The following is a 19,429-nucleotide window of genomic DNA, read 5'->3' on the forward strand; positions in this document are numbered from 1 at the left end:
TCTTTTATCAATATAAAACTCGTTGCATGTTGTACTATCTAACATTTGACTAATTGACTGAAAACACTATAGGTACTTGAAAACTCGATAGGTCGCCTTGTTAGATTGAGAACAGTGCCTATTTGCCTGAACATGCTTTGTATAACAGTAAAAAGGGCACTAATAATGTTCATTTTCACGCTGCTGTAAGTTTAATGAATGTTATCTAAAGAGAAAATATAGAAAAATGGTACAACGGGAAAAAAAAGTTTCTACATTTGCGAAGTTGTTTGTTTAACTATCTGTGTGAACAAAACCGAATATCGAACGTTATGTTAATAGTGAAACTGGTAAAAACGCGACTTACCATGCTATAACGCTTTAGAGTATTAGAAGAATAATATATAAAAAGATTGCTTATGTCACAGATTATAGGACATATCTCTCAGGTAATTGGCCCTGTGGTCGATGTGTATTTTGAAGGTACAGAATCGGACTTGATATTGCCAAGTATCCACGACGCATTGGAGATAAAAAGGCACAACGGCAAAAAGCTGATTGTAGAAGTACAACAACACATTGGTGAAAATACTGTTCGTACCGTGGCCATGGACAGTACCGACGGCTTACAACGCGGGATGAAGGTATTTCCTACAGGAGGTCCTATCACAATGCCGGTAGGTGAACAAATCAAAGGACGTTTGATGAACGTAGTCGGCGATTCTATTGACGGAATGAAAGAACTCAATCGTGAGGGTGCCTATTCCATTCACCGTGATCCCCCAAAATTTGAAGATTTAACCACCGTACAGGAAGTGTTGTTCACCGGAATAAAGGTGATCGACCTGCTTGAACCTTATTCAAAAGGAGGTAAAATTGGTCTGTTTGGTGGTGCCGGAGTAGGTAAGACGGTACTTATTATGGAACTCATCAATAACATTGCAAAGAAGCATAATGGTTTTTCCGTATTTGCCGGGGTAGGAGAACGTACCCGTGAAGGTAATGACTTGCTTCGTGAAATGATTGAATCGGGTGTAATCCGTTATGGAGAGGCTTTTAAAGAAAGTATGGAAAAAGGACACTGGGACCTTTCGAAAGTAGATTATAACGAAGTAGAGAAATCGCAGGCTACATTGGTGTTCGGACAAATGAATGAACCTCCCGGTGCACGTGCTTCGGTTGCGCTGTCGGGACTGACTGTTGCCGAATCTTTCCGGGATATGGGGGCCAAGTCGGGTGCCAGGGATATCTTGTTTTTCATTGATAATATTTTCCGTTTTACTCAGGCAGGATCCGAGGTCTCAGCTTTGTTAGGACGTATGCCTTCTGCTGTAGGTTATCAACCTACATTAGCTACGGAAATGGGTGCTATGCAAGAGCGAATCACTTCAACCAAGACGGGCTCCATCACTTCGGTGCAGGCTGTATATGTGCCGGCTGACGACTTGACCGACCCTGCACCGGCAACCACTTTTACTCACTTGGATGCAACAACTGTATTGAGTCGAAAAATCACTGAACTCGGAATTTATCCGGCTGTAGACCCGTTGGAATCTACTTCTCGTATCCTTGACCCACATATTGTGGGGCAAGAGCATTATGATGTGGCTCAGCGTGTGAAGCAGATTCTGCAACGAAACAAGGAATTGCAGGATATCATTTCCATCTTGGGTATGGAGGAACTGTCCGATGCCGATCGTTTGGTTGTGAACCGTGCGCGCAGGGTACAACGTTTCCTGTCTCAGCCGTTTACTGTAGCCGAACAGTTTACCGGTGTGCCGGGAGCAATGGTCTCTATTGAAGACACCATCAAAGGGTTTAAGATGATTTTGGACGGTGAAGTGGATTATCTGCCCGAACCGGCATTCTTAAATGTAGGTACGATAGAAGAAGCTATTGAAAAGGGTAAGAAGCTGCTTGAGCAAGCCAATAAATAAAATAAGGAATCATGAAAGAACTGCATTTGAATATTGTATCGCCGGAAAAGGAGGTATTTGATGGTGAAGTGAAGAGTGTTACTCTTCCGGGAACCAGTGGAGTATTTTCCATTTTGGCGCAGCATGCGCCGATTGTCTCTTCTCTGCAAGAAGGAACAGTCAGTTACACGACAACGGATGGCGAAGAGCATACGTTGGATATTCACAGCGGTTTTGTGGAGCTAAGTAACGGAGAAGCTTCCGTTTGTGTATCCTGACCTTGATCCACACAAGAACCTGTTTTTACTATGAATATGAGCATTACAAAACGCAATTTCCTGAGTTATCTTACCATTTTGACTCTTGTCGGAGGTGGGTTGGGAGCTTTGGTTTTGCATTATCTTGAGCCCGGACACTATTTCGGAGGTTATCCGTTGATACCGGTATACTTTTATATATTCGGTGTATTTTACATTTATATGTTTGATGCCTGCAGGCGTCATGCACCGGACAAGATGGTGATGCTTTTTTTGGTAGCAAAGGTCCTGAAGATGATTATATCAGTCTTTCTGTTGATAATTTACTGTGTGGCTGTGCCCGATTCTGCTGTGGAATTTCTGCTGACATTTCTGGCATTCTATCTGGGCTACCTTATATATGAAAGCTGGTTTTTCTTCGTTTTCGAATGGAATCAGAAACTAAAAAAGAAATCAAAAAAATATGAAACAGTTGCGTAACATAGTTACCGGAATGTTGATCCTGATAGGAGGTATGTTGCCTGTTATGGTCTCTGCACAAGAGCCTGTGGAGGGCGATACCGCCACTGCTTTACAGCAAGAGATTATTGTGGGGAAAGACACAATCAATCAGGAGGCAAATCAGGTAGATGTAAAAGGCATTGTATTCGGTCATATCGGCGACTCCTACGAATGGCACATCACAAATATAGGAAAAACCTCTATCTGTATTCCATTGCCGATTATCGTATATAGCGAAACTTCAGGTTGGCATGCTTTTTTGTCATCGCGCCTTGAAGAGAATGACGGTAAATACGAAGGATTCTATATCGCTCCTGCCGGAAGCAGGTACGAAGGCAAAATTGTAGAACGTAATGCGGCGGGAGAAGAGGTTCGACCATGGGATATTTCTATTACTAAGGTTACTTTATCTCTATTTATCAATAGTGCTATCTTATTAATAATCATCCTTAGTGTGGCGCATTGGTATCGTAAGCGTGAACAGGGGGCTTATGCCCCTGGCGGATTTGTCGGTTTTATGGAGATGTTTATTATGATGATCCATGATGATGTGATTAAGAGTTGTGTAGGGCCTAACTATAAAAAGTTCGCTCCTTATTTGTTGACAGCCTTTTTCTTTATTTTCATCAATAACATCATGGGACTGATACCGATTTTCCCGGGAGGAGCGAATGTGACCGGAAATATCGCTATAACGCTGGTATTGGCTTTATTTACATTTGTCATCGTTAATATATTCGGGACGAAACACTACTGGAAAGATGTTTTCTGGCCCGATGTTCCCTGGTGGCTGAAAGTGCCTATACCCATGATGCCATTTATCGAATTTTTCGGTGTATTTACGAAACCGTTCGCATTGATGATCCGTTTGTTTGCCAATATGTTGTCCGGACACATGGCTATGTTGGTTCTTACCTGTTTGATATTTATATCGGCAAGTATGGGGCCTGCCATTAACGGTTCGCTTACGGTGGCTTCGGTGCTGTTCAACATCTTTATGAATTTGCTCGAAGTGTTGGTTGCCTTTATTCAGGCCTATGTGTTTACAATGTTATCGGCTGTATTTATCGGACTGGCTCAGGAAGGCGGTAAAAAAGAAGAAGTAAAAGAATAATATAAACCATTTTAAAACTGAAAATTATGTTACTATCAGTATTATTGCAAGCTGCTGCTGCAGGAGTAGGATTGAGTAAATTGGGAGCTGCCCTCGGAGCTGGTTTAGCTGTTATCGGAGCAGGTATCGGTATTGGTAAGATTGGTGGCTCGGCCATGGAAGGTATTGCACGTCAACCGGAGGCATCGGGAGATATTCGTATGAATATGATTATTGCTGCTGCTTTGGTAGAAGGTGTGGCATTGTTGGCATTGGTTGTTTGTCTGTTAGTACTTTTCTTATAATAAACAAAGAAGATTATGTCATTGTTACTACCCGATAGTGGCCTGATATTCTGGATGCTCCTTTCTTTTGGAATTGTATTCGCGGTATTGGCTAAATACGGCTTCCCCGTCATCATTAAGATGGTGGAAGGCCGTAAAACCTATATTGACGAATCATTGGAGGTAGCCAGAGAAGCAAACGCCCAGTTGTCACGACTGAAAGAGGAGGGCGAAGCTATTGTGGCTGCCGCTAATAAGGAACAGGGACGTATCATGAAAGAGGCTATGCAGGAACGTGAGAAAATTATTTACGAGGCCCGCAAACAAGCTGAAATAGCTGCCCAGAAAGAACTGGACGAAGTGAAACGACAGATTCAGATTGAAAAGGAAGAAGCCATACGCGATATTCGTCGTCAGGTAGCTCTTCTATCTGTGGATATAGCTGAGAAAGTTATTCGTAAGAATCTGGCTGATAAACAAGAGCAGATGGGAATGATAGACCGTATGCTTGATGAAGTATTAACGAAGAACTAAGAGAAAATGGAAGTCGGAATAATTTCAATGCGGTATGCGAAAGCTCTGATGGCTTATGCGGAAGAGAGAGGAGCGGAAGACAGGCTATATCATGAACTTGTCACGTTGGCACACAGTTTCCGTACAGTGAAGGGATTTTGTGCCGTACTTGATAATCCCATTGTTTCTGTTGACGAAAAGTTCAGTCTGATCTGTACGGCAGCCGATGGAGACAATAAACCGAGTGAAGAGTTTATTCGTTTTGTCCGTCTGGTACTCAAGGAGAGAAGGGAGACTTATCTGCAATTCATGAGTCTGATGTATCTGGATCTTTACCGGAAGAAGAAGCATATTGGTGTAGGTAAACTGATCACTGCTGTCCCGGTAGATAAGGCTACTGAAGAGCGTATCCGACAAACTGCTGCACATATTTTGCATGCATATATGGAGTTGGAAACAGTGGTCGACCCTTCTATAGAAGGTGGCTTTGTTTTCGATATTAACGATTACCGACTTGATGCCAGTATCGCTACACAGTTGAAGAAAGTGAAACAACAGTTCATTGATAAGAATCGAAGAATTGTATAATTAGTGAAAAATTATGTCTGAAAATATAAGAGTAAGCGAAGTATCTGAGATTCTGCGCCAACAGCTTGAAGGAATCGAGACCAAGGTGCAGCTTGATGAAATCGGTACGGTGCTGCAGGTGAGTGATGGTGTGGTACGTATTTACGGTCTGCGCAATGCCGAGGCCAACGAACTGCTTGAGTTTGATAATGGTATCAAGGCCATTGTTATGAACCTGGAAGAAGATAATGTGGGTGCCGTCTTGCTCGGACCTACGGATAAGATCAAGGAAGGTTTCACAGTGAAACGTACCAAACGAATCGCTTCTATCCGTGTGGGAGAAAGTATGTTAGGACGCGTTATCGATCCGTTGGGAGAACCGTTGGACGGAAAAGGATTGATCGGCGGTGAACTCTATGAAATGCCTTTGGAGCGTAAAGCTCCGGGGGTAATCTATCGTCAGCCGGTAAATCAGCCGTTGCAAACAGGTCTGAAAGCAGTTGATGCAATGATTCCTATCGGTCGTGGACAGCGTGAGTTGATTATCGGTGACCGGCAGACGGGAAAAACATCGATAGCCATTGATACGATAATAAACCAGCGTAGTAATTACGAAGCGGGCGATCCGGTATATTGCATTTATGTAGCTATCGGACAGAAAGGATCTACAGTGGCTTCTATTGTGAATACTTTACGCCAATATGGTGCGATGGATTACACTATTGTAGTAGCTGCCACAGCCGGAGATCCTGCTGCACTTCAATATTTCGCTCCGTTTGCAGGGGCTGCTATCGGTGAGTATTTCCGTGATACCGGTCGTCATGCGTTGGTGGTTTATGATGACTTGTCCAAACAGGCGGTATCTTATCGTGAAGTATCTTTGATTCTCCGTCGTCCTTCCGGTCGTGAAGCTTATCCGGGTGATATCTTCTATTTGCATTCCCGTTTGCTGGAACGTGCAGCCAAGATTATCAATCAGGAAGAGGTGGCTCGTGAAATGAACGACTTGCCCGAGAGTCTGAAAGGAAAAGTGAAAGGCGGAGGTTCACTGACGGCATTGCCTATTATCGAAACACAGGCCGGAGACGTTTCTGCCTATATTCCGACTAATGTGATTTCCATCACAGACGGTCAGATTTTCCTTGATACGGATTTATTCAATCAGGGTAACCGTCCGGCTATCAATGTCGGTATCTCAGTTTCCCGTGTGGGAGGTAATGCTCAGATTAAGGCTATGAAAAAAGTGGCCGGTACGTTAAAAATAGACCAGGCGCAATATCGTGAACTGGAAGCATTCTCCAAATTTAGCGGAGACATGGATCCGGTTACCGCACTGACCATTGACAAAGGACAAAAGAATGCCCGTTTATTGGTTCAACCTCAATATTCTCCGATGCCGGTAGAGAAGCAGATTGCGATTCTCTATTGTGGTATAAACGGATTGCTGAGAAATGTTCCACTGGATAAGGTAGAAGACTTTGAGGCGGCATTTCTCAATACACTCGCTCTCGATCATCAGTCGGATGTACTGGACGTATTGAAGACAGGAGTAATCAATGATGAAGTAACGAAAGCGATTGAGGAAACAGCAACGATGGTTGCGAAACAGTTTAGTTAATTATAAACCATAAAGACTATGGCTTCACTAAAAGAAGTAAAAACCAGAATAAATTCGGTACAGAGTACCCGAAAAATCACTTCAGCAATGAAGATGGTGGCTTCTGCCAAGTTACACAAGGCACAGGGAGCCATTGAAAACATGCTGCCTTATCAGAGGAAACTGAATAAGATATTGACCAACTTTCTGAGTGCTGACCTTCCGGTAGAGTCTCCATTCTGTGCGGAACGCCCTGTCAAGCGTATTGCTATTGTAGCTTTCTCTTCCAACAGCTCTTTATGTGGTGCTTTCAATGCGAACGTACTAAAGATGTTTTTGCAGACGGTTGGAGAATATCGTGAGCTGGGGCAGGATAATATCCTGATCTATCCGGTTGGCAAGAAAATAGAGGAAGCTGTGAAAAAATTAGGATTTTTTCCTCAAGGGAGCTATCAGAGACTGGCAGATAAGCCTTCGTACGATGAAGCTGCTGCGTTGGCCAGATTGTTGATGGAACTTTTTCTGGAAAAGAACATTGACCGGGTGGAGTTGATTTATCATCATTTCAGATCGATGGGAATACAGGAGCTGTTGCGTGAAAGATACTTGCCGATTGATCTGTCTGCCGTTCATAATGAAGACGGGAAAACCGGAATGGTAAATGACTATATCATAGAACCTTCCGCAGCCCAGTTGATAGCAGATCTGATTCCGCAGGTTTTGAGTCAAAAGATCTTTACGGCTGCTCTCGACTCTAATGCATCCGAACATGCCGCACGTACTTTAGCTATGCAAATAGCAACGGATAATGCCAATGAACTGATTCAGGAACTGACAAAGCAGTATAATAAAACCCGCCAGCAAGCCATTACAAACGAGTTGCTTGATATTGTGGGCGGTAGTATGGCTTAAACTTTCCACAGGGGGCACAAAGGTTGCGGAGTTGTTATCAATGAAGAAACTGACAACCAATCATCGTCCGTAGCCTTTGTGTCTTCTGTGGCAAAATAACTTATTATTATATTGGTTTCTTCTTTCTTTTGCTATAACTTTGTAGCAAAGTATTATTTCATGGAAGAAAATCACGAATTAGAATTAGCCTGGCAAGTCATTGAAAATACCGGTACCCATCTGTTTCTGACAGGAAAGGCCGGAACCGGAAAAACAACCTTCCTTCGTCGGTTAAAGGAATTAACTCCCAAACGCATGGTAGTGGTCGCTCCTACGGGGATTGCTGCCATTAATGCCGGAGGTGTCACCATACACTCTTTTTTCCAATTAAACTTTGCGCCTTATATTCCGGAGAGTACATTCAATTCTGCCCAACAAAGCTTCCATAAATTCGGGAAAGAAAAAATCAATATCATCCGCAGCATGGATCTGTTGGTGATCGATGAAATCAGTATGGTACGTGCCGATCAACTTGATGCGGTGGATTCAGTGTTGCGTCGTTATCGGGATCGTTCGAAACCTTTTGGAGGTGTTCAACTTCTGATGATAGGCGATTTACAGCAGTTGGCTCCGGTAGTAAAGGAAGAAGACTGGAATTTGTTGACCTCTTATTATGACACGGCATTTTTCTTTGGCAGTCATTCACTGAAAGAGACTGAATATATCACTATAGAGTTGAAGAAAGTCTATCGGCAGAGCGATACGGCTTTTGTCGGATTATTAAATAAAATCAGAGACAAAGAGGCCGACGAATCTGTGCTGGAAGAATTGAATAAACGTTATCTTCCGGAGTTTCGTCCGAGAGAAGAAGAAGGGTACATCCGGCTGACGACACATAATTATCAGGCCCAGCAATATAATGACAGACAGCTGCTTTCTCTTTCCGGCAGGGCTTTCAGCTTTCAGGCGAGGGTAGAAGGTACTTTCCCGGAATCGGCTTATCCGGCGGATGAAATGCTCACTGTCAAGGAAGGGGCTCAGATTATGTTTATTAAAAACGACTCTTCTGGGGAACATCGATATTATAATGGAATGATCGGTTTGGTTACGGCTGTTGGTAAAGATGGCATCCGGGTGAAAGGAAATGGAGAATCGCAGGACTTTTTACTTGAAACGGAAGAATGGACAAATAGTAAATACAGTCTGAATCCGCAGACGAAAGAGATAACGGAAGAGGTTGAAGGTACTTTCCGGCAGTATCCTATTCGTTTGGCATGGGCTATAACGATCCATAAAAGTCAGGGTTTGACTTTTGAACGTGCCATCATTGATGCAAACGCTTCTTTTGCTCATGGGCAGGTTTATGTTGCGCTGAGTCGTTGTAAATCTCTTCAGGGACTGGTACTCAGTTCTCCTTTAAGGAGAGAGTCTATTATCAGTGACGACACGATTGACGAATTCACCCGTAATGCCGGAGAACTGACCCCTGATAAGCATAAGCTGGCTCTGCTGCGTCAACATTATTTCTACGAGTTGCTATGTGAACAATTCGATTTTCATCCTCTTGAGCAACATTTCGCACGTGTTCTGCGTCTGCTCGATGAACACTTATACCGACTCTATCCAAAGTTGCTGGAACGGTATAAAGAAACGATCGATCTGTATAAAGCTCAGATAATGAAGGTTGCCGATACTTTCAAGTTGCAATATTCGACTCTGTTGATGGAGGTGGAGGACTATGACGCAAATCCGAAACTGAATGAACGAATTGTGGCCGGTGCCCATTATTTCCGTAAACACCTGGAGGATTTGTTAAACCCACTGATGGTTTCTACAAAGGTAGAAACGGATAATAAAGAACTGAAAAAGAAATTTTCCGAAGCGTTAGATACATTGAAGACGACACTCCATGTGAAGCTGGGAACACTCTATTATACCGAAAAAGAAGGTTTTACCGTATCAGCTTTTCTAAAACATAAGGCTGTCCTGACCTTATCCGTTTCCGGAGGAGAAAGTACATCCTCGTCCGGAAGATCGGAACGTAAACCCCGAACTGCTGAAAAAATAGAAGTTCCTACCGATATCCTACATCCGGAACTGTATAAACAGTTGATTGCATGGAGAAATTCAGAAGCTTCGAAAGCTAATCTTCCTGTTTACACTGTTATACAACAGAAAGCAATACTGGGCATTGTGAATTTATTGCCCTGTGATACGGCTTCGTTAGTGCGTATTCCATATTTTGGGAAGCGTGGTGCCGAAAAGTACGGCGATGTTTTGCTTGAAATGGTGAGCCGGTATGTAAAGGAACAGGGAATAGAACGTCCACCAATGCCTGCAATAACATTGACCCTCAAAAAAGAAACTAAGGAACAGAAAGAGCCAAAGCCTCTAAAAGAAAATAAACCCGTGAAGGAGCCAAAACTTGACACCAAAGAGATAACCTATCGTCTTTTCAGGCAGGGGAAAAATATCGAAGAGATAGCCAAGGAACGTGAGTTGGTTTCAGGGACTATAGCCGGACATCTGGAGCATTATGTACGCTTGGGAGCAGTTAAGATAGAGCAGCTCGTTCCGAAAGAAAAGATTATGAAAATTACCCGTTATGTGCAAGCTAATGGAAGTGACAAAGGACTTACGGCAATTAAAGCTGCTTTGGGTGATGAGGTTTCATATGCAGATATAAGGCTGGTACTTGCTGCCGGAAAAAAAGAATCATAAGATTTGTACGTCAGTCAGCTTACGTTTTACCGTGGTTGACTGACGTACCCAATGCTTAGTCAGGTAAATTATAATAGTGCCTCTTCTATTAACGCTTTTAGTTGCGTTTTATTCATGGTTCCTAATTTCATGGTCGGTTCTCCTCCAACAGGACAAAGCAGCAGATTAGGGATTGTACGAATGGCAAAAGCCGCTTCCAATTCCGGTTCCTGATCTACATCCACTTTATAAATATCTATTTTACCATTATATTCTACAGCCAGTTGATCCAGTATGGGTGACAGTGCTTTGCAATATACACACCAGGGAGCATGAAAATCTACCAGGCAGGGCTTGTTGCCTTTAAACTTCCATTCTTTCGGATATCCTTGATAATCTGCAACTTTTTCTACAAAACTTTCTTTGGTTAAATCGATGACTTTCATATTTCTATTTTTTAAAGGGTTACTACTTGTTTGTTTCTTTGATGTTGCAAAGATAGGAAGATCGGAGTTATTGGCAGATAGCTATTTCTCCTATTGTATTAGCAATTCTTCCTTGTCCTGCTTTTTCCGCTTTCTAATAACTTTCTAATCTCATCTGAGTATCTTATAATTGCTTTCAAACGGTCTGCGTGAAGTGTGAATTGTACTTTTGTCATCAAAATAACAAGGACTATGACCAGAAAGTTTTTTATTCTCTTTTTTCTTGGATTTTTCGGAATTGCCGGAGCACAGCAACCCTCCGGGAGCTTGACGCTGAAAGAGGCCGAGCAACGTTTCCTGAAATGTAATTTATCCCTATTGGCCGAACGCTACAATATAGATATGGCACAAGCCAGGTTGCTTCAAGCTCGATTATTTGATAACCCGGTGATCTCATTCGAACAAAATGTTTACAACCGGCTTAATGGCACTTATTTTGATTTTGGTAAGAGCGGTGAATCTGTTGTAGAGATAGAACAGGTGATCCGTCTTGCCGGACAACGGAATAAGCAAATACGGTTGGAGAAAATAAACCGGGAAATTGCCGGCTATCAGTTTGAGGAGGTAATGCGGACTTTACGTCAGGAGCTTGGGGAAGCTTTTATCGAAGTTTACTATCTGTCAAAGTCATTATCGGTTTATGATAAAGAGGTCAGTTCGCTTGAACATTTGTTGGCAGGAATTAAGGAACAGCATGTGAAGGGGAATGTTTCTTTAATGGAGATGACCCGTCTCGAGTCAATGCTGTTCTCCTTGAAAAAGGATATGAGCGAATGTGAGAGCCATTATCTATCACGGCGGGGAGAGTTGAATTTATTATTGAACTTGCCCATTGATTTTCGCACTGAGCCAATAGTAGATGAAGGTTCGCTTAAACGTCTGACCATAAATGGATTGTCTTATGCCGGTTTACAAGAGATGGTATCCGTGAGGCCTGACCAAAAGATGGCACGTAGTAATATCATTGCTTCGCAAGCCGATCTGAAATTACAGAAATCGTTGGCCTTTCCTGAATTTTCAGTGAAAGGTAACTATGATCGTCAAGGTAATTTTATTAATAATTATTTCGCTATCGGGTTTAGTATGTCTGTTCCTATCTTTAACCGTAACCAAGGGAATATCAAGATGGCACGCTTCAATCTCCTGAAGGCAGGCCGGGAGCAGGAATATATTCGCAGTAAAGCTGAGACAGAACTGTATGCTGCCTATACTGCCTTAGATAAAGCGTTCAGGCTTTATCGGTCAGTAGATAGGGGATTGGAACATAACTTTGAGAAACTGATAGCCGGAGCCAATGAAAACTTTATCAAACGTAATATCAGTCTTTTAGAGTTTATCGATTTTTACGATAGCTATAAAGAGACCTGCATTCAGCTTTATGATATAAAGAAAAACGTATTTCTCGGCATTGAGAATCTGAATGCAGTAGTCGGGCAACATGTCTTTAATAATTAAATCCATATAATTTATGAATTGGACAAAATACTTTCCATGTATATTGATTCTGGGGTTGGGAGGTTGTTCATCAAAGATGAAGCAATCTGAGGTGCATACAAATTTATGTCTGACAGATAGTTTACTGAAAATAGTCTCTGTCGATACGGTACATCTGCATGATGTGACGGATGAACTGGTTCTAAACGGGCGTGTGACTTTCAATCAGGAGCAGGTAGCGCACATTTATCCTATGTTTGGCGGTACTGTGGCGGAGCTTCATGCCGAAGTAGGGGATTACGTACGAAAAGGAGATATACTTGCGGTGATCCGTAGCGGTGAAGTGGCTGACTACGAGAAACAAATGAAGGAAGCAAACCAGCAGGTTATCATTGCCCGTAGAAATATGGATGCCACTCAGGATATGTTCGATTCAGGCTTGGCGTCTGATAAAGACGTATTGCAGGTGCGACAGGAATTGGCTAATGCAGAGGCGGAAGAGAACCGCATCAAAGAAATCTTTTCCATCAACCATTTCAGCGGTCGATCATTTTACGAAATCAAATCTCCGGTTTCCGGTTTTATTGTAGACAAAAAGGTGAGTAAAGACATGCAACTCCGCTCCGATCAGAGTGAGGAGATATTCACTGTTTCCGGCCTGGAAAATGTATGGGTGATGGCAGATGTTTATGAAAGTGATATTAGCAGAGTAGTTGAAGGAGCACCCGTACATATCACTACCTTGGCTTATCCCGATAAGGTCTTTTCCGGAAGTATCGATAAAGTCTATCACATGCTGGATACCGAAAGTAAGACGATGAATGTGCGCATTAAATTGTGTAATGAAGATTACTTGCTGAAGCCGGGTATGTTTACCAATGTCGGTGTGGAGTGTAAGTCGTCCGGGAAACAAATGCCCCGGATCGATGCACATGCCCTGATATTCGAAGGAGGGAAAAACTATGTTGTGGCAGTGGCTACGGACCACCGTTTATCGATTAAGGAGATTGATGTTTACAAACAGCTGAGTAAGGAATGTTATGTCCGTTCCGGACTTTCAGAAGGTGACAGAGTGTTGAATCAAAATGTATTATTGGTCTACAATGCTTTGAATGCAGACTAAAAGCGAAAAAAACTATGCATAAGTTTATAGACAATATTGTGGCTTTTTCGTTGAAGAATAAGTTTTTCGTCTTTTTTTGTACGGTGATTGCCATCATCGCCGGTGTGGTTTCATTCAGACACACTCCGATCGATGCATTTCCCGATGTGACGAATACGAAAGTGACCATCATTACCCAGTGGCCGGGACGCAGTGCCGAAGAGGTAGAGAAGTTTATTACGATTCCGGTGGAGATAGCCATGAATTCGGTACAGAAGAAGACAGATATCCGTTCGACAACCTTGTTTGGGTTGTCAGTCATCAATGTGCTGTTTGAGGATCATGTGGATGATTTTGTTGCTCGTCAACAGGTATATAATTTATTGAATGATGCCGATCTGCCGGAAGGAGTAACTCCTGAGGTGCAGCCTCTCTACGGACCTACAGGAGAGATTTACCGCTATACCCTGCGAAGTGACAAACGGAGTGTACGCGAACTGAAAACGATTCAGGATTGGGTGATCGATCGCAATCTGCGTGCCGTATCGGGTGTGGCGGATATTGTCAGTTTCGGTGGTGAAGTAAAAACCTGTGAAGTAAGTGTCAACCCAAACCAGTTAATCAATTATGGCATCACCTCGCTGGAACTTTATGATGCTATTTCGAAGAGTAATATTAATGTGGGCGGAGATGTAATAACCAAAAGCTCCCAGGCTTATGTCGTAAGAGGTATAGGGCTGATTAACGATTTGGAGGAGTTGCGGAACATTGTAGTGAAAAATATCAATGGTACTCCCATTCTGGTGAGGAATCTGGCTGATGTCCGTGAATCTTGTTTACCTCGTCTGGGACAGGTAGGGCGAATGGACGAGGATGATGTCGTGGAAGGTATTGTAGTGATGCGCAAGGGAGAGAACCCGGGTGAAGTGATATCCGGGCTGAAGATGAAAATAGATGAATTGAACGAAAGCATCTTACCGACGGATGTAAAGATTGTACCTTTTTATGATCGGGAAGACCTGGTGGATCTTGCTGTACATACAGTAACGCACAATCTGGTGGAAGGCATACTATTGGTAACTTTCATTGTATTCATCTTTATGGCGGACTGGCGGACAACGGTAGTGGTAGCTGTCATTATCCCTTTATCCCTGTTGTTTGCTTTTATCTGCTTGCATGTAATGGGGATGTCCGCCAATCTGCTTTCTATGGGAGCCATTGACTTTGGGATCATAATAGACGGGGCCGTAGTGATGGTAGAAGGTATATTCGTTGCTCTCGATCGGAAAGCGAGAGAAGTGGGGATGCCCGTTTTCAACCGGATGTCGAAGATGGGGCTGATCCGGAATACTGCCAAAGAAAAGGCCAAAGCGGTCTTTTTCTCCAAGCTGATTATTATTACGGCGTTAATCCCCATATTCTCGTTTCAAAAGGTGGAAGGGAAAATGTTTTCTCCTTTGGCTTATACATTGGGGTTTGCTTTACTGGGGGCCTTGATTTTTACTTTGACCCTGGTTCCGGTCATGTCATCCATCCTGTTAAGGAAAAATGTGAGTGAGAAAAGTAATTTTTTGGTGAGTTTTATTAGAGAGAAAAGTTCGGCCTTATTTGCCATTTTTCATGCTCATCGTAAGCTGTCCATCGGATTAGCTTCTTTGGTCGGAGGAGCCGGGCTGTTTCTTTACTCTTTTCTGGGGATGGAGTTTCTGCCGCAGTTGAATGAAGGAGCCATCTATATTCGTGCTACCCTTCCGCAAAGCATTTCTCTGGATGAGTCAGTTTCACTTGCCAACAGAATGCGTAGAGAGCTGTTGGCTTTTCCCGAAGTAAAGCAGGTGCTCTCGCAAACCGGGCGCCCGAATGATGGGACTGATGCTACCGGTTTTTACAATGTGGAATTTCATGTTGATATTTATCCGGAGAAAGAGTGGGAGAGCGGACTCAGTAAAGAACAGTTGATTGAAAAAATGCAATCTGCCCTTGCTCTCTATCCCGGTACCGATTTCAATTTCTCACAACCGATTACTGACAACGTGGAGGAAGCCGCTTCGGGTGTAAAAGGTTCTATTGCCGTTAAGGTTTTCGGGAAGGATTTATATGAGGCAGAGAAACTGGCTGTACAGATAAACAAAGTGTTGGGAACCGTAGCGGGTATTGAAGATCTGGGAGTGATCCGGAATATAGGTCAGCCGGAACTTCGCATCGAGTTGAACGAAAAACAGCTTGCCCGTTATGGTGTATCGAAAGAAAATGTACAATCTATTATTGAGATGGCCATCGGAGGTAAATCTGCTTCATTGCTCTATGAAGACGAGCGTAAGTTCAATATCATGGTTCGTTATAATGAAGAGTTCCGCCAGAACGAAGAGCAGATAGGTAAGATTCTGGTACCAGCGATGGATGGTGCGATGATCCCGATCAAGGAATTGGCAGATATCCGGACCATTACAGGACCATTGCTTATATTCCGTGACAGCCATACCCGTTTTTGTGCTGTTAAGTTCTCTGTACGTGGTCGTGCCATGGGGTCTGCCGTTGCCGAAGCACAAAAGAAAGTGGAAGCTTCGGTACATCTTCCGGACGGATATACACTGAAATGGACCGGAGATTTTGAGAATCAGCAACGTGCCAGCAAACGCCTTGCACAGGTTGTTCCCGTCAGTATTGCCATTATATTCGTTATCCTCTTCATCCTGTTTTCCAATGCCCGGGATGCAGGACTGGTATTGTTGAATGTCCCATTTGCGGCGGCCGGCGGTATCATTGCCCTGTTGATCACTCACTTCAACTTCTCAATTTCTGCCGGGATCGGTTTTATAGCCTTGTTCGGCATCTGCATTCAGAACGGAGTGATTATGATTTCGGGTATTAAGTCGAATGTGCATTCGCACATGTCTTTGGCCGAAGCAGTGAAGAGTACGGTTCATTCGCGGGTCCGGCCGGTTGTGATGACGGCTACTATGGCTGCTATCGGACTGATGCCGGTAGCCATGAGCCATGGTATCGGCTCCGAGTCGCAGCGTCCGCTTGCCATTGTTATTATCGGTGGCGTATTGTGTGATACTTTCTTTACGCTTTTTATTTTTCCGCTGATTGTAGAGGCTATTTATGGTAAAACTTTGTTTGATAAAGATGGAAAGCTGCGGCAAAGACGAGTGTAAACCGTATATTTGTCACTTTAAAACTCAAAAGTTATGGCAAAGATATTATTGGTAGAAGATGAAGTGAATATAGCTTCGTTCATAGAACGGGGACTGAAGGAGTTCGGACATACAGTGTCAGTTGCCAATGACGGTAATTCCGGATGGGAACTGATCCGGCAGGAAGTATTCGATCTGCTGATCATAGATATTATTATGCCCGGAATGAATGGCTTGGAGCTTTGCCGTCTCTATCGCCGTCAGTATGGTTATCTGGTTCCGGTGATTATGTTGACTGCGCTGGGTACGACGGAGGATATCGTAAAAGGATTGGATGCGGGAGCTGACGACTACTTGGTGAAGCCTTTCAGCTTTCAGGAACTGGAAGCCCGGATCAAGGCCATCCTGCGTAGAGGAAGAGAAGATTCCGCCCGGCAGTTGGTATGTGATGATTTGGTGCTTAACTGTAACAGCCGCCGTGCCAGACGTGGAGAAGCGGAGATAGACCTCACCGTCAAGGAATACCGTTTACTGGAATATTTTATGACCCATCAGGGATTGGTGCTTTCGCGCCTGACATTATTGAGAGATGTATGGGATAAGAATTTTGATACGAATACCAATGTAGTGGATGTATACGTAAACTACCTTCGTGGTAAGATTGATAAAGACTTTAGTAAGAAACTGATTCATACTGTAGTTGGTTCCGGATATATCATGTATGCCTGACTAAAAAACACCTGACTATGAAAATCGGACGTAAGATTGCCCTCTTTTATACGTTGATAACAGTGTTGACCACCATGATCGTCATTGGAGTGTTTTATCTCTTCAGTTCGAGGTATATCGACGGATTGTATCAGTCGTATCTTCGGGAAAAAGCTTTTCTGACTGCCCAGAAACATTGGGAACGGGATGAGGTGGACGAACAAAGCTATCTGGCCATTCAACGGAAGTATGATGAACTGTTGCCGGAGGCCAAAGAGATTTTGCTGAATATGGACAGTGACGTCGTGGTACGTGATACGTTGAATAAATATCTTTCTGCCGGGCAACAAAAACTGCTCCTTGATTCAAAGGAGATGTCATCGGTATCTTTTGTCCATAAAGATATGCTGGGAGCTGCTTTGTACTATCCTGACAATGAGGGAAACTTTATCGTAATCGTAATGTCGCATAATGGCTATGGGGTTAAAATACAGGAACATTTGCTGGTATTATCTACCTTCCTGATACTCAGCAGTTCAGTATTGATCTTCTTCATGGGGCAACTTTATTCTACGAGAATACTAATCCCCTTACAACATATTTTATTGCAGCTGCAGCGGATACGGGGCAATAGCCTGAACCGCCGACTGAAGACTACCGGCAATAAAGATGAACTGGATCATTTGATAGAAGCATTAAACAGTATGCTCGACCGTATCGACACTGCGTTCAAAGCAGAAAAATCGTTTGTCAGCCATGCTTCCCACGAATTGAATAATCCCATTACCGCCATTCAGGGTGAGTGTGAAATCAGTTTGTTAAAGGAGCGTAGCACGGAGGAATATGTCGAAGCCCTTCAACGAATTGCCGGGGAAAGCAAACGTCTCTCTAACTTGATCAGGCATTTGATGTTTTTGTCGAGGCAGGAAGAGGATATCCGGAAAAACAACGTCGAAAAGATTTATCTGGCAGACTTATTACAGGAGATGAGTACTGCTGTTCCCCGCCTCCGGTTGCAATATCCGGAGGAGGGCGTAAAGAGTGCTGTGGTCGATGCAAATCCCTATTTGTTTAAGATAGCCTTGCAGAACATTATAGACAATGCCTGCAAGTATTCGCAAGAAGAGGTGATTGTGCGGCTTTACAAAGAGGGGGAACGATGGGGAATAGCGGTCGGGGACTCCGGAATCGGAATTCCCAAGGACGAGATAGAACATATCTTCCAGTCGTTCTACCGGGGAAGTAATACGAGAGAATATACAGGTCAGGGGGTTGGACTCAGCCTTTCAGCGAAAATATTTTCTGTTTACGGAGGAAAAATAGAGATTGCTTCCGAGGAAGGGAAGGGGACGGAAGTGAAGGTCATTTTCGGGTGACGCATCATCCGGATTTCTAAGTGGGGTACGTACGTTAGCATATGCTTTGGCACGTATATGACGGACTGTTAAAATATCACAATAAGAAGATGTTTCTTACATTTATAACATCAATAAGAGGCAATCTGTGTTTGTAGATGAGTGTTGCATTCTTAATAAAGTGTTTTAAAAAGCAAGAACTATGTCGTTGAGTAATCTGCTAATCATATTTTCATCCTCCTTTATGGCTTTGTTTCCCGTAGTAAACCCTTTGGGAAACGGTTTTGTTGTAAATGGCTTTTTTACAGACCTGGACCCAAAACAGCGAAAGACTGCCATTCAGAAGCTGATTTTCAACTTTATAATGATCGGTGTCGGTACTTTGGTGATAGGGCATCTGTTTTTGTTGATTTTCGGTCTGGCCATTCCTGTGATTCAGCTTGGAGGCGGCATACTGATTTGTAAAACGGCAATGGAATTGCTTGCCGATTCCGGTTCTTCTGATAAGGGAGAGTCTAACCAGAATCTGGATAGCTTTAAATGGAAGAATATAGAACAGAAGATATTTTACCCCATCACATTCCCCATCAGCATCGGTCCCGGCAGTATATCTGTCATATTCACTTTGATGGCCTCTGCCAGTGTCAAAGGGAAACTACTGCAGACCGGAATCAACTATTTTGTTATCGCACTTGTCATCATCTGTATGGCTGCGATACTGTATGTTTTCCTCTCACAGGGGCAGAGGATTATTCAGAAACTCGGGCCTGTAGGCAATCAGATTATAAATAAGCTCGTAGCCTTTTTTACATTTTGCATCGGCATACAGATTTCGGTAACAGGTATATCTCAGATCTTTCATCTGAATATCTTGTAATGATGAAAGGTTGATATGTATTTATCAGCA

Annotated in this window: 17 protein-coding genes; 16 read left to right on the top strand and 1 reads right to left on the bottom strand. The window is 43.2% G+C overall.

What is annotated here, in order from left to right; all coding sequences use genetic code 11:
• Nucleotides 1-398: 398 nt before the first annotated feature.
• The 10 genes from atpD (at nt 399) to DBK98_RS14315 (ending at nt 10,319) form a co-directional block, all read left to right on the top strand.
• Complete coding sequence (gene atpD, locus DBK98_RS14270; protein WP_005777517.1) at nt 399-1,916, top strand: F0F1 ATP synthase subunit beta; 1,518 nt, start codon at nt 399-401, stop codon at nt 1,914-1,916.
• A gap of 11 nt (nt 1,917-1,927) precedes the next feature.
• On the top strand, nt 1,928-2,173 hold the full coding sequence (gene atpC / locus DBK98_RS14275; RefSeq protein WP_005805723.1) for an ATP synthase F1 subunit epsilon: 246 nt from the start codon (nt 1,928-1,930) through the stop codon (nt 2,171-2,173).
• Nucleotides 2,174-2,203: 30 nt separating this feature from the next.
• Entirely contained in the window at nt 2,204-2,632 is a 429-nt protein-coding gene (locus DBK98_RS14280) for a hypothetical protein (RefSeq protein WP_005777520.1), read from the top strand.
• The gene (gene atpB, locus DBK98_RS14285; protein WP_005805725.1) at nt 2,616-3,767 is read left to right on the top strand and encodes a F0F1 ATP synthase subunit A; all 1,152 of its coding nucleotides are present in this window, start codon (nt 2,616-2,618) and stop codon (nt 3,765-3,767) included. Before DBK98_RS14280 ends, atpB begins: the two co-directional genes overlap by 17 nt.
• A gap of 26 nt (nt 3,768-3,793) precedes the next feature.
• The gene (gene atpE, locus DBK98_RS14290; RefSeq protein WP_005777530.1) at nt 3,794-4,051 is read left to right on the top strand and encodes an ATP synthase F0 subunit C; all 258 of its coding nucleotides are present in this window, start codon (nt 3,794-3,796) and stop codon (nt 4,049-4,051) included.
• A 15-nt stretch (nt 4,052-4,066) separates the two neighbouring features.
• The gene (gene atpF, locus DBK98_RS14295) at nt 4,067-4,564 is read left to right on the top strand and encodes a F0F1 ATP synthase subunit B (protein ID WP_005777532.1); all 498 of its coding nucleotides are present in this window, start codon (nt 4,067-4,069) and stop codon (nt 4,562-4,564) included.
• A gap of 6 nt (nt 4,565-4,570) precedes the next feature.
• On the top strand, nt 4,571-5,131 hold the full coding sequence (locus tag DBK98_RS14300; protein ID WP_032536054.1) for a F0F1 ATP synthase subunit delta: 561 nt from the start codon (nt 4,571-4,573) through the stop codon (nt 5,129-5,131).
• A gap of 13 nt (nt 5,132-5,144) precedes the next feature.
• The gene (gene atpA / locus DBK98_RS14305) at nt 5,145-6,728 is read left to right on the top strand and encodes a F0F1 ATP synthase subunit alpha (RefSeq protein ID WP_005777536.1); all 1,584 of its coding nucleotides are present in this window, start codon (nt 5,145-5,147) and stop codon (nt 6,726-6,728) included.
• An 18-nt stretch (nt 6,729-6,746) separates the two neighbouring features.
• Nucleotides 6,747-7,619 (top strand): F0F1 ATP synthase subunit gamma, encoded by an 873-nt coding sequence (locus DBK98_RS14310; protein ID WP_005805730.1) that lies wholly within the window; start codon nt 6,747-6,749, stop codon nt 7,617-7,619.
• Between the two features lie 159 nt (nt 7,620-7,778).
• Nucleotides 7,779-10,319, top strand: a complete 2,541-nt coding sequence (locus DBK98_RS14315; RefSeq protein WP_005805732.1) for a helix-turn-helix domain-containing protein — start codon at nt 7,779-7,781, stop codon at nt 10,317-10,319.
• 68 nt (nt 10,320-10,387) lie between these two features.
• Here the strand turns inward: DBK98_RS14315 and DBK98_RS14320 are convergent, their stop codons facing one another.
• Complete coding sequence (locus tag DBK98_RS14320; protein WP_005777545.1) at nt 10,388-10,744, bottom strand: co-chaperone YbbN; 357 nt, start codon at nt 10,742-10,744, stop codon at nt 10,388-10,390.
• A 231-nt stretch (nt 10,745-10,975) separates the two neighbouring features.
• On the opposite strand from DBK98_RS14320, the gene DBK98_RS14325 reads away from it, so the two are divergent.
• The 6 genes from DBK98_RS14325 to DBK98_RS14350 all read left to right on the top strand — a co-directional run bounded on the left by DBK98_RS14325 (nt 10,976) and on the right by DBK98_RS14350 (nt 19,399).
• Nucleotides 10,976-12,238 carry a TolC family protein gene (locus DBK98_RS14325; protein ID WP_005805735.1) on the top strand — a complete coding sequence of 421 codons (1,263 nt, stop codon included), beginning with the start codon at nt 10,976-10,978 and terminating at the stop codon, nt 12,236-12,238.
• Nucleotides 12,239-12,251: 13 nt separating this feature from the next.
• On the top strand, nt 12,252-13,340 hold the full coding sequence (locus DBK98_RS14330; protein ID WP_005805737.1) for an efflux RND transporter periplasmic adaptor subunit: 1,089 nt from the start codon (nt 12,252-12,254) through the stop codon (nt 13,338-13,340).
• 14 nt (nt 13,341-13,354) lie between these two features.
• A complete protein-coding gene (locus DBK98_RS14335) occupies nt 13,355-16,480 on the top strand; it encodes an efflux RND transporter permease subunit (protein ID WP_032536055.1) in 3,126 nt (1,041 codons plus the stop codon).
• Nucleotides 16,481-16,513: 33 nt separating this feature from the next.
• On the top strand, nt 16,514-17,188 hold the full coding sequence (locus tag DBK98_RS14340) for a response regulator transcription factor (protein WP_005777552.1): 675 nt from the start codon (nt 16,514-16,516) through the stop codon (nt 17,186-17,188).
• A gap of 17 nt (nt 17,189-17,205) precedes the next feature.
• On the top strand, nt 17,206-18,543 hold the full coding sequence (locus DBK98_RS14345) for a HAMP domain-containing sensor histidine kinase (protein ID WP_032536056.1): 1,338 nt from the start codon (nt 17,206-17,208) through the stop codon (nt 18,541-18,543).
• 181 nt (nt 18,544-18,724) lie between these two features.
• Entirely contained in the window at nt 18,725-19,399 is a 675-nt protein-coding gene (locus tag DBK98_RS14350) for a MarC family protein (protein WP_005805743.1), read from the top strand.
• Nucleotides 19,400-19,429 lie beyond the last annotated feature (30 nt).

Origin of the sequence: Bacteroides sp. PHL 2737, from assembly GCF_004115325.2 — a bacterium.
Taxonomy (GTDB): domain Bacteria; phylum Bacteroidota; class Bacteroidia; order Bacteroidales; family Bacteroidaceae; genus Bacteroides; species Bacteroides hominis.

Excerpts from the sequence above, each read along its gene's own strand:
- atpD (WP_005777517.1), top strand. The coding sequence starts at position 399 with ATGTCACAGATTATAGGACATATCTCTCAGGTAATTGGCCCTGTGGTC.
- DBK98_RS14330 (WP_005805737.1), top strand. The coding sequence starts at position 12,252 with ATGAATTGGACAAAATACTTTCCATGTATATTGATTCTGGGGTTGGGA.
- atpA (WP_005777536.1), top strand. The coding sequence starts at position 5,145 with ATGTCTGAAAATATAAGAGTAAGCGAAGTATCTGAGATTCTGCGCCAA.
- DBK98_RS14300 (WP_032536054.1), top strand. The coding sequence starts at position 4,571 with ATGGAAGTCGGAATAATTTCAATGCGGTATGCGAAAGCTCTGATGGCT.
- DBK98_RS14350 (WP_005805743.1), top strand. The coding sequence starts at position 18,725 with ATGTCGTTGAGTAATCTGCTAATCATATTTTCATCCTCCTTTATGGCT.
- DBK98_RS14335 (WP_032536055.1), top strand. The coding sequence starts at position 13,355 with ATGCATAAGTTTATAGACAATATTGTGGCTTTTTCGTTGAAGAATAAG.
- DBK98_RS14345 (WP_032536056.1), top strand. The coding sequence starts at position 17,206 with ATGAAAATCGGACGTAAGATTGCCCTCTTTTATACGTTGATAACAGTG.
- atpF (WP_005777532.1), top strand. The coding sequence starts at position 4,067 with ATGTCATTGTTACTACCCGATAGTGGCCTGATATTCTGGATGCTCCTT.
- DBK98_RS14280 (WP_005777520.1), top strand. The coding sequence starts at position 2,204 with ATGAATATGAGCATTACAAAACGCAATTTCCTGAGTTATCTTACCATT.
- DBK98_RS14315 (WP_005805732.1), top strand. The coding sequence starts at position 7,779 with ATGGAAGAAAATCACGAATTAGAATTAGCCTGGCAAGTCATTGAAAAT.
- DBK98_RS14310 (WP_005805730.1), top strand. The coding sequence starts at position 6,747 with ATGGCTTCACTAAAAGAAGTAAAAACCAGAATAAATTCGGTACAGAGT.
- atpB (WP_005805725.1), top strand. The coding sequence starts at position 2,616 with ATGAAACAGTTGCGTAACATAGTTACCGGAATGTTGATCCTGATAGGA.
- DBK98_RS14340 (WP_005777552.1), top strand. The coding sequence starts at position 16,514 with ATGGCAAAGATATTATTGGTAGAAGATGAAGTGAATATAGCTTCGTTC.
- DBK98_RS14320 (WP_005777545.1), bottom strand. The coding sequence starts at position 10,744 with ATGAAAGTCATCGATTTAACCAAAGAAAGTTTTGTAGAAAAAGTTGCA.
- atpE (WP_005777530.1), top strand. The coding sequence starts at position 3,794 with ATGTTACTATCAGTATTATTGCAAGCTGCTGCTGCAGGAGTAGGATTG.
- DBK98_RS14325 (WP_005805735.1), top strand. The coding sequence starts at position 10,976 with ATGACCAGAAAGTTTTTTATTCTCTTTTTTCTTGGATTTTTCGGAATT.
- atpC (WP_005805723.1), top strand. The coding sequence starts at position 1,928 with ATGAAAGAACTGCATTTGAATATTGTATCGCCGGAAAAGGAGGTATTT.